Annotated in this window: 15 protein-coding genes; 8 read left to right on the plus strand and 7 right to left on the minus strand. The window is 35.6% G+C overall.

Annotated features, from left to right (window positions below):
• Window positions 1–89: 89 nt before the first annotated feature.
• On the plus strand, window positions 90–1,499 hold the full coding sequence (locus tag CF599_RS04170; RefSeq protein ID WP_121964787.1) for a hypothetical protein: 1,410 nt from the start codon (window positions 90–92) through the stop codon (window positions 1,497–1,499).
• A 1,108-nt stretch (window positions 1,500–2,607) separates the two neighbouring features.
• Here CF599_RS04170 and CF599_RS04175 read toward each other — a convergent pair.
• The 3 genes from CF599_RS04175 to CF599_RS04185 form a co-directional block, all read right to left on the minus strand.
• A complete protein-coding gene (locus CF599_RS04175) occupies window positions 2,608–3,396 on the minus strand; it encodes a S1/P1 nuclease (RefSeq protein WP_121964788.1) in 789 nt (262 codons plus the stop codon).
• 6 nt (window positions 3,397–3,402) lie between these two features.
• Window positions 3,403–3,915, minus strand: a complete 513-nt coding sequence (locus tag CF599_RS04180; protein ID WP_121964789.1) for an acyl-CoA thioesterase — start codon at window positions 3,913–3,915, stop codon at window positions 3,403–3,405.
• 79 nt (window positions 3,916–3,994) lie between these two features.
• Entirely contained in the window at window positions 3,995–4,939 is a 945-nt protein-coding gene (locus tag CF599_RS04185) for an SPOR domain-containing protein (RefSeq protein ID WP_121964790.1), read from the minus strand.
• A 227-nt stretch (window positions 4,940–5,166) separates the two neighbouring features.
• Between CF599_RS04185 and CF599_RS04190 the strand changes: the two genes are divergently transcribed.
• Window positions 5,167–6,255: a DNA-processing protein DprA gene (locus CF599_RS04190; protein WP_121964869.1), complete on the plus strand. Its 1,089-nt coding sequence runs from the start codon at window positions 5,167–5,169 to the stop codon at window positions 6,253–6,255.
• A gap of 69 nt (window positions 6,256–6,324) precedes the next feature.
• On the opposite strand, the gene trpS is transcribed toward CF599_RS04190, so the two are convergent.
• Window positions 6,325–7,302: a tryptophan--tRNA ligase gene (gene trpS / locus CF599_RS04195; RefSeq protein WP_121964791.1), complete on the minus strand. Its 978-nt coding sequence runs from the start codon at window positions 7,300–7,302 to the stop codon at window positions 6,325–6,327.
• 137 nt (window positions 7,303–7,439) lie between these two features.
• On the opposite strand from trpS, the gene CF599_RS04200 reads away from it, so the two are divergent.
• Window positions 7,440–8,207, plus strand: coding sequence for a 1-acyl-sn-glycerol-3-phosphate acyltransferase (locus tag CF599_RS04200; protein WP_121964792.1), 768 nt, complete (start codon window positions 7,440–7,442; stop codon window positions 8,205–8,207).
• A 212-nt stretch (window positions 8,208–8,419) separates the two neighbouring features.
• On the opposite strand, the gene CF599_RS04205 is transcribed toward CF599_RS04200, so the two are convergent.
• Entirely contained in the window at window positions 8,420–9,301 is an 882-nt protein-coding gene (locus tag CF599_RS04205) for a hypothetical protein (RefSeq protein WP_121964793.1), read from the minus strand.
• A gap of 490 nt (window positions 9,302–9,791) precedes the next feature.
• On the opposite strand from CF599_RS04205, the gene CF599_RS04215 reads away from it, so the two are divergent.
• Window positions 9,792–10,076, plus strand: a complete 285-nt coding sequence (locus tag CF599_RS04215) for a hypothetical protein (protein ID WP_121964795.1) — start codon at window positions 9,792–9,794, stop codon at window positions 10,074–10,076.
• Between the two features lie 75 nt (window positions 10,077–10,151).
• Here CF599_RS04215 and recA read toward each other — a convergent pair whose 3' ends face one another.
• The gene (gene recA, locus CF599_RS04220; protein ID WP_121964796.1) at window positions 10,152–11,156 is read right to left on the minus strand and encodes a recombinase RecA; all 1,005 of its coding nucleotides are present in this window, start codon (window positions 11,154–11,156) and stop codon (window positions 10,152–10,154) included.
• A gap of 244 nt (window positions 11,157–11,400) precedes the next feature.
• On the opposite strand from recA, the gene def reads away from it, so the two are divergent.
• The 4 genes from def (at window position 11,401) to CF599_RS04240 (ending at window position 13,613) form a co-directional block, all read left to right on the plus strand.
• Window positions 11,401–11,979 carry a peptide deformylase gene (def, locus tag CF599_RS04225; RefSeq protein WP_121964797.1) on the plus strand — a complete coding sequence of 193 codons (579 nt, stop codon included), beginning with the start codon at window positions 11,401–11,403 and terminating at the stop codon, window positions 11,977–11,979.
• Window positions 11,980–12,283: 304 nt separating this feature from the next.
• Window positions 12,284–12,703: a lipocalin family protein gene (locus tag CF599_RS04230; RefSeq protein ID WP_121964798.1), complete on the plus strand. Its 420-nt coding sequence runs from the start codon at window positions 12,284–12,286 to the stop codon at window positions 12,701–12,703.
• 24 nt (window positions 12,704–12,727) lie between these two features.
• Window positions 12,728–13,147: a lipocalin family protein gene (locus tag CF599_RS04235; RefSeq protein ID WP_121964799.1), complete on the plus strand. Its 420-nt coding sequence runs from the start codon at window positions 12,728–12,730 to the stop codon at window positions 13,145–13,147.
• 88 nt (window positions 13,148–13,235) lie between these two features.
• Window positions 13,236–13,613 carry a VOC family protein gene (locus tag CF599_RS04240; RefSeq protein ID WP_121964800.1) on the plus strand — a complete coding sequence of 126 codons (378 nt, stop codon included), beginning with the start codon at window positions 13,236–13,238 and terminating at the stop codon, window positions 13,611–13,613.
• Window positions 13,614–13,692: 79 nt separating this feature from the next.
• Here the strand turns inward: CF599_RS04240 and CF599_RS04245 are convergent, their stop codons facing one another.
• A complete protein-coding gene (locus tag CF599_RS04245) occupies window positions 13,693–14,958 on the minus strand; it encodes a hypothetical protein (RefSeq protein WP_121964801.1) in 1,266 nt (421 codons plus the stop codon).

Consider the following 14,958-nt stretch of genomic DNA (forward strand, 5'->3'; position numbering starts at 1 on the left):
ACTTCTTGTTTTTCAGTACCTTGCTATAGATTGTTATGGTACGTTTATTGCCATTATAAAAGACAGATAACCTCTTACAATTAATTGAAATGAAAAAAATACATTATATATCACTTATACTTCTGACGCTATTCACTACACTAAGTTTTGGACAGCGGGCAGTCGTAACCGCTAATAGCTATGACATTAGCGACAACTTAGACCTTCAGGCAGTAGCTTCAATCTTCGGAGAATCTAAAGATCTTGCAGACTTTGAGTTTAGGTTAAATGATCCTAATCTACGCATTAATAACCTTGATCTGAATAGAGATGGGTATGTAGATTATCTACGAGTTGTGGAATTAGTGGAGGGGAGAACACACCTTGTGGTGATACAAGCTGTGTTAGGAAAAGATTTATTCCAAGATGTTGCAACTATTGAATTAGAGAAAGATAGCAGACAGAATGTAGTGCTAATGCAAGTAGTAGGAAATTCATATTTATATGGGCCTAATTATATTTATGAGCCAGTATATATAAGTAGACCGCCTATGTTTACGCTATTTTGGACTAATAATTATAGACCGTATTATTCTTCTTGGGGATGGAATTATTACCCTGATTATTACTATGGTTATTCTCCTTATGCTACAGACCGTTATATGAGTCACGTTAACATTCAGATTAATCACTATAACAACTATTATTATTCTAATAATCGTTATAGTACAAGGGCTCAACGTATGCATTACGATGTAGCACAAGACTATTATGAACGCCAAAACCCGAACCAATCTTTCAGAACGAGATATGGTGAAGATAGTTTCTATAACCGCAATGATCTAACTAGTTCAAGAGGTAATACTAGCTCGCGCAGTAGTTATTCGCGTGATAGTTATTCTAGTTCTACTAATGGTCGCGCTGCATATACTGATAACAGTTCTCGCAGTAGCTATAGCAGAGGAAATAGCACGAGCGACAACAGTAATTCGTCTTATAGCAGAGATAATAATACAAGTGGATCGAGTAGAAGCAGTTACTCTAGAGGTAGCTATACTGGTGATGGTTCATCATCTAGTAGTAACTCAGGTAGCAGTTATAGCAGAGGAAGTAATTCAGGGAACTCTTCGTCGAATAATTCATCTTATTCAAGATCTAGTTATAGCACTGGTAGTTCTACGACGCCAAGTAGTTCTAACAACAGCTCAAATAATTCGTCATATTCAAGATCGGGTTATAGTTCAGGTAGCTCATATACTCCGAGTAGCTCTAATAACAGTTCAAATAACTCGTCATATTCAAGATCGGGTTATAGCTCAGGTAGTTCATATACTCCAAGTAGCTCTAGCAGTTCTTATGGCAGATCATCTAGTAGTTCTTCTTATCCGAGTAGTAGCTCTTCTTCATCGAGGTCTAGTTACAGTAGTGGAAGTAGTTCTTCAGGAGGTTCTGGATATAGCAGAGGAAGCAGCGGTAGCTCATCTTCTTCATCTTCATCGAGATCAAGTTATAGCAGATAATATAATAAAGCGGAGTACACAGTATTTCGCTTTTTTTATGGATTTAATAATAGCAAAGAGGATACATTATTCTAATATAGAATAGTGTATCCTCTTTTTTTATTTACCTAATCGAGTGTTCTTGTTTAACCCAGAATAAGTGATAGGCCGATAAACGAAAAGTAATTATACAAAATAGGTCTGAATTAGTGACAAAAGCATACTATAGTATGATTGAGAAACTAATGAAAGAGTTATAAAGTAGAATTGCTTTGTAGTATTTGGCTAACGCTAATTCTGGGTTTAAGGACTATTGTAGCCTTTTTTTAGCGGGAAGTACTATTTGTGTCTTTTCTATTCATTCATTGCTTAAATGGGAGTTTCTATGGTTTTTTAAGGGATGTGTATATCAGATGAAGATATTATTTGTTTAGAACTCAAATACAACTGCGTTGACTAGAAACTATATTTATATTGAATGACCTTTAGCTGAAGAATGACAGAAGAATAAGAGGAGTATTGTTGGGCATAAGGTCTTATTACCCAAGTATTGTCCTAGTATTCTCCAAGAATTGTCCAAGAATTGTCCTAGTAAAGGCAAATAGTGCCTGTGATTACTAGCGTTAAGCTGTGTTTTTGATATTAGTCTTTCAAGTGTTATTTTTATTATATTACTAAAAATCTGATAATTAATTATATTTTGTGTATAAAAAAAATGATAAAAAAACGCCTTTTAGCCACTTTATGGAAATATATAAAGGGTATAGCCCTAAAGAGATAGTTCCATAGGTAGACTATTTTGCTTTTTATAGTTGTTTTGCGGAAGATATTTAAAAAATGAAATAAAAAAAATAGGGTGTAGCAGGTAGTAATCTTTGTTGCTATTTTTTGTTTTGAAGTTGAATTTATAGCTTCAAACTACTATAAATTGTTTTAAGAAAAATACCAATGGGTTGATATTGGTGAAAAGTGTTGTTTTAAAAGGAATGTCAATGGGTTGGGATTGGTGAAATGAGTTTATTTAAGAAAAATGCCAATGGGTTGGGATAGGAGGGGGATGTTGATTAAGGGAATGAAAAAAGGGAAAGCACAGTGTACTTTCCCTTTGATATATGTGATAAAAATTAGATTATTTGAAGATGTCGTTTAACACTTCAGCAAGTCTTAATCCACCTTTTAGCAATTGTGCTTCGATAGTGTCTTTTTGATCAAAATGATAACGGTAGCTAAGAGATTCTTCTGGCTGTACGCTATCATAGATTTTGTTAGCCATCGTGTATGAATCAAACAACCAGTCTTCTAGTGTACCAGCTGTTAGCTTTTGGTTATAAGCCTTACCATGTACATCTAGTACAGTAGCATATTCTGTATAGCTATATTTGTCAAAATCAATTAGAGATGAATCCCAAATACTGTGTAGGTTAGTTGGTTTTTTAAACCATTCTAATTTCACTCTATTTCCACCTAAGTCTTCTGCTCTACCGATGTGTAATGGTTGGTGAGCATCACCGATAATGTGAATTAGGAAGTATAAGTTCTCTTGTTTCTTCGCTAATGGAAGGTTCTTATCTTTTAATTCTTCGATTAAGATAAGTGCTCTTTTATATAAATTAGCATCTGTAGTGTTGGCTAATTCTTTGTCAAAAGCAGCTCTGTCTAGATTCCCAGGCAAGTTGATATAATGCCAGCTATCTGAGAATTTCCAAGTTGGGTCAGACTTTAAGAAATCAGGCCAGTTCGCCCAATATGCTAATTGTTGATCTCCGATGATTTCTTTAAGTTGTTTCTTTGCTTTTTTGCTAAGGTTTCTCTCAGCTAATTCAGCAACTACTCTGTGTCCTGTAGTACCCCACGCAAACACATTAGCTGTCTGTAAGGCGAAGAACGCTACTACTAATAGTGATAATAATTTCTTCATAATGTATTAATCGTTAAATAGAGCTTTAAGCTCTGTTGCATCAGCAGGTTTCATTTTACCAGCTATGACTAAACTCAATTGTTTACGTCTTAAAGCACCCACATATCTTTCTTTTTCTAAGTCAGTTTCTGGGATTAATTCAGGTATAGAAACAGGGTGTCCTGTGTCATCCACTGCTACGAATGTATAGATAGCTTCGTTTGCTTTCTTCTTAGTTCCTGATTCTCTATCCTCTATCCAAACATCTAAATATACCTCCATAGATGAATTAAATGAGCGAGATATCTTTGCTTCTACTGTTACTACACTACCTAGTGGAATAGGTCTATTAAAAGCTACGTGGTTAACTGATGCTGTAACACACACTCTACGTGAATGTCTTCTGGCAGCGATACCAGCAGCTCTGTCCATACGAGCCAAAAGCTCTCCACCGAACATATTGTTTAGAGGGTTAGTCTCTCCCGGTAGTACTAAATCAGTCATTAAAGTTGCTGATTCAGATGCTAGTTTTCCTTCCATTGTGAATGTTTTTGGCAAATATAGAGACATTAAACAAAAAATCCCGAACTTTTAAGGTTCGGGACTAATGTTTAACTATTTATTGTACTAAAATCCAAGCGTCGATATTAATCGTATTGTGGATTTTTCTCATTTCAGTTTGTGCTTGAGTTTGTGTTGTATAACCTCCGTAAGATACAGGATAAACACCATATTTAGTTCGAGGTAAGGCTACAGCATTCTCAAATCCTTTTTTTCTTAGCTTCAGCGCTTCAGCTTCAGAAGTACGTTCTGCTCTAAAAGCACACGCGATGATGTGGTAAGGAGTGTTATTCACTACAGGAGCTTCTTCTATTACTTCTTCTTTCACTGGGATAGAGATAGTCGTAGCAGCAGGTTCTATGATGAAAGTTGCTTGTTGTATCTTGTCTTGTACTTTAGACTGTACGTTTTTCTCTACGATATATGATTGATCATTTAAGTAAGCTTCATACCCGTGGTTTACTAATACACTAGCTGTGCTAACGAATATAGCTACGACAGCGGCATACTTTAAATAAGTAAATGCTTTGTTTTTCTTTGCTACAGGTACTGCTACTGTCTCTATAATAGGGACGATAGGCGTACGAGTGATCATATTAGCAGTTACTGTAGACAGACCGAAAGATGTCGTTAAGTAGTTACTATTAGATACAGGTTCGAATACTAAGCTACCCTCACTATTGGTATTGAATACACCTACATTAGCTAGTTCTAGTCTAGATACATTACTCAGTTCGTAGTTCCATTGCTTAATATCTTCAGCAATAAGAAGAACAGCTTCATCATAAGTGATGTTCTCGGATACAGCGATATGGTTAGCTAGTAACCCATCATTATGTTTGATATTAACATTGAATGAAAGACTCTTCTGCGGTGGGAAGAAACACTGCTTCTCCTCACTGTAGTAAGATGACTTAATCTCTGATAATAATGCTCCGAAACCTGGTATGATCACACACTGGTATCTATAAAGTAACGCTGATATGTATTTTTCGATCTTCATAAGGACAAAATTACATTAAACAATAGCTCAATCAAAAAAATATTCACAATTATTTTTGATAACTCTTAAGTTTTTTAATTTAAGTGAGTTAACCCTAAAAAAGTTTTAGTAGAAAATCGTGTAAAACTGCTTAATTGGATAGGTTTTTGTGGCTATACGGTGAAGATACAAATAGTTATACTGATAAGCAATTGGTTTTTTATATGGAAGAAGAAAGTTTGTTTTATATGTTGGCATTACAGACCACAACTAGTGTTGGTCCAATCACGGCTAAGCGATTAATAGAATATTTTGGGTCGGCTAAGGAGGTCTTTTTGGCTAAAGAGAAGGAGATAAATGCGGTGCATCGGATTGGCCATACGCTGTATAAGAATCTCCAACAAGTAGATGTGATGCATAGAGCAGAATCTGAGTTGAAGAATATAGCCAAATATGGTTTGTCATGTTATACCTATCAGTGTGCTGATTATCCAGCGTTATTAAAAGAGTGTGTGGATAGTCCGCTGTTATTCTTTAGTACTTCATCTTCGTTCAACTTCTCTGGTAGAAAGATTTTAAGCTTTATCGGAACGCGTAATCCAAGTAAACAAGGGGTCGCTATTTGTACAGAGTTAATCAAGGATCTTAAGGCATATAACCCTATTATTGTTAGTGGGCTAGCGTATGGAGTAGATGTGACTGCGCATCTAGCCGCTCTTGATAGTGGGTTAGATACGTATGCTGTGTTGGGACACGGGCTAAATCGCATTTATCCTGATGCGCATACTTCTGTCGCTAAGAGAATAGTGGATAATGGAGGTGGATGTATTTCGGAGTTTTGGATTAATAGCAAAGTAGATAGGGAGAACTTTATCCAGCGCAATCGCATCGTAGCAGGGATGTCTCAAGCGACGATAGTAGTCGAAAGCGCTATAAAAGGAGGGTCTATGACTACAGTGACATTTGCTAATGATTATAACAGAGATGTGTTTGCCGTACCTGGTAGAGTAGGTGATCTTATGAGTGCTGGATGCAATCAAATCATCAAGAAGAATAGAGCGCAACTGTTGACTTCAGCGAGTGATATTATAGAAACACTGAATTGGGATAGTGCTGTAAAATCGCCTAAGGTCATTCAACCACAGTTATTTTTAGACTTGAGTCCAGATGAGGAGTTAATCGTGGAATGTCTACAAAAGTGTGAGCGAGAATTGTTAGATATGATAGCGTTAAGTTGTTCACTTCCGATTTATAAAGTCAGTAGTGTATTGCTTAATTTAGAGATGCTAGGGGTGGTGAGGCCATTGCCAGGGAAGTATTTTGAGTTGGTTCGATAAAGAAGGATATGTAAAAAGCCCCATACAACTGTATGAGGCTTTTCTATTTGATGAAAATAGGAAAATCGATTACTTCGTACCGTATCCTAGTTTTTCTCTTACTTTATTTAATGTTCTTGTAGCGATAACAGAAGCTTTGTCAGCTCCGATACCCAATAGACGATCTACTTCTTCTAAGTTATTGATATAGTATTCGTACTTCTCGCGGATATCTTTAAATTTCTCCACGATAAGTTCGTATAATTCTTGTTTTGCGTGCCCGTAACCGTAGTTTCCTCCTAAGTATTTAGCTCTAAGCTGCTCTGTTTGTTCTGGAGTAGCAAGTAGTTTATACATAGTGAATACGTTACAAGTATCAGGGTTCTTAGGTTCTTCTAGTGGTGTACTATCTGTCTCTATACTCATCACTTCTTTTCTCAATACTTTATCCGTTTGGAATATGTTGATCGTATTGTGTCTAGACTTACTCATCTTGTTTCCGTCCGTACCAGGTACTACCATTACATCCTCTTGGATTTTTGCTTCAGGTAATACGAATGTTTCACCCATCTGGTGGTTAAAACGAGACGCTACATCACGAGTGATTTCTAAGTGCTGTAATTGGTCTTTTCCTACAGGTACGAATTCTGCATCATATAGTAATATATCTGCAGCCATCAACATCGGATAAGAGAATAAACCCGCATTAACATCAGCTAACACATCAGCTTTATCCTTAAATGAATGCGCTAAAGTAAGACGTTGGAATGGGAAGAAGCAACTAAGGTACCAAGTAAGTTCAGTTGTTTGCGGTACATCTGACTGGCGGTAAAAAGTTACGTGACTAATGTCTATACCACAAGCAAGCCAAGTAGCCGCAACGCTATAGGTGTTTTCTTGTAAAGTTTTAGCGTCTTTAATTTGCGTTGCAGAGTGCAAGTTCGCAATAAATATAAAAGACTCATTTTCTTTTTTGTTCGCCATTTCTACTGCTGGTAGAATAGCACCTAAAAGATTTCCTAAGTGTGGAGTTCCTGTACTCTGAACTCCTGTTAGAATTTTAGCCATTGCGTGATATTAATTAATTTAAAAGAACAAAGATAAGGGAATTAGATTTTAGTTGCCTTGTTTTTATAGGTAATATGCTTATTAGGCGTTATAATTGTGTATTTTTGAAGTTAATAAAAGAAAGTATAGAAGTCAGTATGATGAAAGTAATACGCGTGTTTTTTAGTTCACTTTGGCGGTTGTGGTTTTATTTGTGGATGGTAATTGTGATTTTGATTTTGTCTCCTGTACTGTTGTTTACAATACAATCAGAGAAGACCTATCCTGCGTTCTTTAAAGTAGCGCGTATATGGGCTATTCTTACTTTTTATGGGATAGGGATGAGGTATCATATCGAAGAAGAGCATCCCTTGGAGAAGGGCAGAAGCTATATGTTTATTGCTAATCACACGTCGATGTTAGATGTTATGATGATGTTGATCTTAGTAAAGGATAATCCGTTTGTATTCGTTGGAAAGGCAGAGTTAGCGAAGATACCAGTATTTGGATATTTCTATAAGCGCACGTGTATTTTAGTAGATAGAAAAGATGCTGCAAGTAAAAAACGAGTTTTTGACAGTGCGCAAGAGCGTCTAAGTAGAGGACTTAGTATTTGTATATTTCCAGAAGGAGGAGTGACAGACGATAGAAGTATCATCTTAGATACCTTTAAAGACGGGGCATATAGATTAGCGATAGATCATCAAATACCTATAGTGCCGTTAGCATTCGGGCGACTGAGACATTATTTTCCTTTCGTCTGGGGGATAGGACATCCAGGAGTAGTGCCTGTGAGGATCTATGAGCCTATAGAGACTACAGGATTGACTATGGCTGATAGGAAAGAGTTAAAAGATAGTACATTTGACCTACTTTATGAGCCAGTTTTGGCTTGGGAGGAGGAGTATAAAAAAGGGAATCCTTAAAGCTACTCTATCGTTTACTGTGAATGTATTTTACTTTACATAGCTTCAATTAGCTCATAAACCACACTATAGTGTGCTTTAATCACTAATCTTGCTCTGCTTTGTAAAATTCATTCTCGTTTAAACGTTATCTGTAGATTTAAGGATAAAGCAAAAAGCGATGAGGTACAGAGTACTTCACCGCTTTTTTAGTTATATATGGTTTATGGGTATTAAAGGGCAATGATTCCAGCTCCTGATATTCTACCACTCGCAAGAACAAAGTCGTTCATAGATTGGTTTTGTTCAGTAGTATATGTGTTGTAATTGATGTCTATTTTCGAGCGACTCATCGCCAGGTCAAATAATTCTTTTTGGATATCCTTTTGTTTGCTTGCATCAGTGGAAGTGCGGAACTCAGCTAGTAGTTCCATCTCTTTCTTATATGAGTTAAGCATTTCTTGGTTATCTATAGCTGGTAGTTTTAATTCTACAGTATTGGGTTCAGTGATCGTGCACTCGCCATTAGCTTCTTTATTTTGTGCGTGATATCCTTTGTGTTCTGCAGGCATATCTTCATCGTAGAACGCTACAAACTCTCCTTTAGTAAAGAATTTATTATAGAAGTTACCTACTGCATTTTTGTTGCTCGTAGTTAGTTCTTCAGGATATTCTTCTCCTAGATAATAGGTGCATCTATAAAGGTTGTTGTCTATAAACAGTGCATTAGTAGATTTGATATTATCAGTATACGTCACTCCGTCGATATTAACTTCTCTATTAGTAGAACCAAATTTGTCAAAGTTACCCTCTGTTGCGTACACCATAGAGTAGATGTAGTGAGGTTCTAAGGTTGGGTTAATGATACCCCCAGTGTTTTGTTTTAATACGTTAAACTTATTTTTTTGACCGTTGTATTCTAATTCGTGGTTTCCATTATCTAGCTTTAATACTTCGAAAGTATTAGGAGCTAGTGTATATTTATTATCATCTATAGATACTGAAATCTCCTTATCAGTAGGGTTAGAAAGATAGAAGTCGTGTCTCTTAAAAGGGTCATCACAACTAATTAAAGTTGTAATGGTTAGCAGCAATGCTAATAATCGTAATCTCATTGTATTGTTTCGTGTTTTTATATAGTACAAAAATAAAGCATTCTGCTTAGGTTGGCTAGTAAGAATAGAGTTTTATATAAAAGGCGTTGGTGTTGAGGATATACTAAAAGAGTGGTTTTAACGTTTTGATTTAGTAGCGTAATGTTTATGGATAAATATAAAGTTATAAGAGCAGGAATAATAAAGTATATGCTTTATACCATCTTTGGTGTGTTAGGGTTATTACTTTTTAGTGCGAGGGACAATGGGTGGGAGGTAATATATTGGTGTTTTGGATTTCTGATATTTTATGTAGTGTCTTTGTTGATTATAACATATATTCAACTACAAGGAGTTACTGATCGAAATGAACTGAAAGCTGGGACACTGAGTTTTATGCTTTCTGTAGTGACATGCTTTGGAGTATTCATGGTTATTTTGAAGTGTTGATGGCTATTTTGAGGTAGTTAAGTATAGCTTATTAAACTAATGATTTTTTAGTAAGTATTGTATGCAGAGAAGAGTTGTTATTAGAGGAGTATTTAGTAGTTTACCTGTTCTACTTGTTTTAGTATGTTTATTTATCTTGGCAGATGGTAAGGGTGTTTTTCTGATACCTTTTTTTGGACTTATCACTTTTGTAATCTACACATTGGTTTACGTGATTATTTTAGGGGTTAGGTATTGTTTCTTTAATACTGTTAAAGAAGAGAATACTGTAGATAGACAAGGTTTTTGGTTCTATTTGGTGATTATGGCAATAGTTGCTATTATGATGGCTTTTATATTTGTGTGAAGTTAGGCATTGTTCAAATAAAAAGCCCCCTAACAACTTTCGTTATTAGAGGGCTACGTATAAGGATAGAATATATTATGCTTCTTTAGACTTAATGACTTCCTTGATAAGTTGTTCAAGTTCTTCCATTAACTCAGGGTTGTCTTTGATCACTGATTTAACAGCATCACGTCCTTGCCCTAGTTTAGTATCACCGTAGCTGAACCAAGAACCGCTTTTCTTTACGATTTCATAGTCAACAGCCATATCTAATACTTCACCTACTTTAGAGATACCCTCACCATACATAATGTCAAACTCTGCAGTACGGAAAGGAGGAGCTACTTTATTCTTAACGATCTTCACTTTCGTTCTGTTGCCGATTACGTTCTCACCATCTTTGATTTGAGTTGATCTACGGATATCTAAACGAACAGAAGCATAGAACTTCAATGCGTTACCACCAGTAGTTGTCTCAGGGTTACCAAACATAACACCAATCTTATCACGAAGTTGGTTAATGAAGAACACAGTACAGTTTGTTTTACTAATTGTAGAAGTAAGTTTTCTCAATGCTTGAGACATTAAACGAGCGTGAAGTCCCATTTTAGAGTCACCCATTTCCCCTTCGATCTCACTCTTAGGAGTCAAGGCAGCAACAGAGTCAATAACTACTAAGTCGATAGCACCAGAACGGATTAAGTTCTCAGCAATCTCTAAAGCTTGCTCACCATTGTCTGGTTGAGATATAATTAAATTATCAATATCTACACCTAATTTTTGTGCATAAAAACGGTCAAACGCGTGCTCCGCATCAATGAAGGCAGCAATACCACCTGCTTTTTGAGCTTCTGCAATAGCGTGTAACGTTAAAGTCGTTTTACCAGATGATTCAGGACCATAGATCTCTATGATTCTTCCTCTAGGAAACCCTCCTACACCTAACGCAAGGTCAATACCAAGAGAACCAGAAGAGATAACCTCTACTTCTTCTACTGCTGTATCACCTAACTTCATCACAGTTCCTTTACCATAAGTTTTGTCTAACTTATCAAGTGTAAGTTGTAACGCTTTTAATTTTGCTTCTTTATCTGCACTCATTTTTTTAAAAATTAGATTCTTACTGATGTAAAAGTAATATAAAATAATTACAGTCCAAGAGTGTTAAGGTATTATGCTATGAATTATAGCAGGTGGAGTGGTCTCTTTTGCTATGATATAATTTATAGCAATACTGTTGGTTAATAGGTTTATTTAATAACGTTGAGGTATTGTAAATTATTTAGCCTGAGTTTATTGTGAGTTTTCTAACTTATAGCGACTTTTGTAGTCAAATAAGACAATAATGAAATTAGCAATATTAGCATACGGTAATAAGAAGCTTACCGTTGATTGTGAGCCTATAGAGAAAAACACAGCAGAGTTAAGTACTCTTATAGATAGTATGTGGGAGACAATGGAAGGAGCCTATGGATGTGGGTTAGCAGCTCCACAAATAGGAGAGGTAAAACAATTATTCGTTGTGGATAGTATAGTGATGTATGAGAATGCTGAGGATGATGAACGCAAAACTAACTTCGTAGATGGAGATATGGGAATGCGTGAGACGTTTATTAATGCGCGTATCATCGGTAAGTCTGATGAGACTTGGGATGAATTAGAAGGATGTCTGAGTATTCCTGATATATTTAAACGAGTGACTCGTCCATGGTCTATTACTATAGAGTATTTAGATCGAGACTTTAAACCTCATACAAAGACGTTTTACGGAACTACGGCACGTATTATTCAGCATGAGTATGATCATACAAGAGGAGTGTTATTTACAGACCGTCTAAGCTCTTTAACAAAGAAGCTTATCTCTACGAAGCTAAATAAGATTATGACCGGTAAAGTCTTTACAGATTATAAAATGAAGTTATAGTAAGATATTTAAAAAGCCCTAATAACAATAGATGTTATTAGGGCTTTTTGGTTTTAGAGAGGTGTGGTTTATTGCTATTTTAGCATAGTTGTATTATTCTTTTTTATAGTTGTAAGACTTTGTAAGAATATTTTGAAAAGCCTCTTGTTATTATTTAACTAAAAAACGAATTATAGTAGAAAAGTTTATTTGTAATTAACTGTATTTATGTTTGTTATAAGCTTGGTTAAATTATTCTTAAAATAAAATTTTCACACTCTACTGATATACATTTGATCCATCAAAAGAAAACATTTTATCAGCTATGAAATTAACAAAAATGACTTTAGCTATTGCATTTATGGCTATCACTTTCGCTTCATGTAAGGACCAAAAAGAAACTCCTGTGACTGAAGAAACAACTACAACAGAAGTAGTAGAACAACCTGTAACACCTGTAGATACTAAGGTATTAGTAGGATCATGGACTCAACCAAATCCTATTAATGACAAGGAAGTACAAGGGTTCGAATTAAAAGAGGACGGTACTGCTGCCTCTATCAATATGGCTACTTTAAAAACAAACAAGTGGTGGGTAGAAGGTGATAAGTTATTCTTAGCGCAAGAGAGTATTGGTAATGGTACATCTAGTGTAGATACTGTATCATATCAATTCCAAGTAGTAGATGGTGCTACTCTTAACCTTGTAAATGGGGAATTAAAAGACACATTTACAAAGAAATAATCTAGTAAAGATTTAGAATTACAAATGAAACAAACTGTATTCGCTTTAGCCTTTGTAGCTATTGCTTTCGCTTCATGTAAAAATCAAACTGAAGCTCCTGTAGTAGAAGAGACTACTACAACAGAAACTGTAACAGAACAAGCTGCTCCTGTAGTTAATACTAATGCTGAGTTAGTAGGTACGTGGACACAACCTAACGGTGCAAAACCTGAGTTGTTACAAGGATTCGAACTTAAAGCTGATAGTACTCTTGTGGCGGTTGAAGACCCTGCAATGATGTTTACCAAGTGGAAAGTAGTAGATAATACATTGGTATTTGAAAGTGAGGTTGTAAATAACGACCCTTCTACAGCGAAGGTTAGTATCTTCAAATTCGAAATAGTAGATGGTAAAACATTGAAATTAGACGTAGATGGAGTAATCGAAGAGTTTACTAAACAATAATAACGTTAGAATTTATACATAGAAAGCTACCTCAAAAGGGTAGCTTTTGTTATTTTTGGTAGAGTAATAATGTATTAATCAGATATCGATGAACAACCAAGCGCTTAATCTATCCGTCGTAGAGTTAAAACCATTTGTACCCTGTAAAGACTTTGAAGTGTCTATTGCATTCTATACAGCTCTAGGCTTTAGGATTCTATGGCAAAGTGAAGAACTGTGCTTATTATCTTTGGGTACAGAGAAGTTCTTTTTGCAAAACTTTTATAATCAAGAAGCAGCTGAGAATTTAATGCTTCATTTACAAGTGGAGAATGCTGATGATTGGCATACACATATAGAGGATCTTAAGTTGGTCTCAAAATATGGAGGGCAAATAACAGCAGTGGAGGATCGGGAGTGGCTAATGAGAGACTTTGTCCTTATTGATCCATCAGGTGTATTATGGAGAATAGCCCATAATATATAAGACTATTTTATCTTGAGCTATTTAATTTAATAAGTAAAGCTACCTGATAAGGGTAGCTTTACTTATTAAATCACTTTATTTATTGGTCTTTCTCCATCTTCTGAAAGGACTTATAACACAGTAGCGCTATAAATAAGCCTATTACTATAAGTACAATCCACAAGATATTTTGTAGACTTTCTTTATCTTGTTTTGTTTCTTCTTTATTAGATTTGGGCTTGTCTGTATTATTTGCTTTAGAGACAGCGGGACTAAGTGAAGTCTTTGTGATGTTTAATGTCTCTATAGTTGGTAGATCATCTTGTATCTTGTCTTTAAAATAGATAATATCGTAGTTGGGCTTTTTGAGAGCAGGATCACCGACAGATAGGCTGTATGTTGTCCCTGCTTCTAAGTAAGCACAAGCATATCGTTTTATAGCGAACCCCTTAATCTCTGTTATCTGTAAGGGTGGATTATCCGCATTGCTTATTACAATAGCAGCGTTGTAATTAGGAAAGCTATTTAGTATTAGTGTTTTCTCTTGGTTCGATGTTAACGTAAAGTGCTTACTTACATTTTTAATACTATCTATTAGTGTAGCATTTCTGTGATACTCCATTTTCGTATCGATAGAAAAGATAAGTTTACTCAATATCAAAGGCGTACGTTGCTGAGGAAAAGTAATGACTGTGTTGCGGTTCTTCTGATCCGTTGTCGCTTTAAATTTTCCTAAGCTCACTTCTTCGAACTGCCCATATACCTGAGTGCTGATAACAGTATTTACTTTAAGTATATCAAGTGTTTCTTTGTTATCATTATATAGTTCTATTTCATAGTATTTATAGTTGCCTAAAGCGAATTGTATAAACAGTGTAGCCTGAGTTCTGTCTTTTGCATCATAGTAGTTCACCGGCGATTTAGGCTTGATGTTAAACCAAGTTTTATTATCGTGACTAGCACGTACTATAGCAGAGATATTAAGTTCTGTACGATTAACAGTAACATACAGATCTTTAATATTCTGTAAGGTGTTGTTTTCTATTTTAAAGCGATTTAATCCTTTTTCTTTAGTAATGCTTTGTATCGGGTAGTCTATTAGCTTAGTTTCCTCTGTAGTAGGCGTAATTGCTCTAATAAAGAAAGGTGTCTCTGTCTTCGTCCCCGAGGTATTATAAATACGCATATCAGCATAGTCATTCTGTGTTCCGCTAATAAGAGGTTGGGCTAAAGCTATGTTATAATACCCACTCTCAGTTACAGGAGCTAGCTCAGCAGACCAAATGGTGTGTTGTGCCTTAGCAAGCCAAGTATTAGCTACTAATAAACTTAGAGTGAGTATATAATATCTTAAAATGGTGTTCAT

Source organism: Myroides sp. N17-2 (assembly GCF_002286775.1).
Classification (GTDB): Bacteria; Bacteroidota; Bacteroidia; order Flavobacteriales; family Flavobacteriaceae; genus Flavobacterium.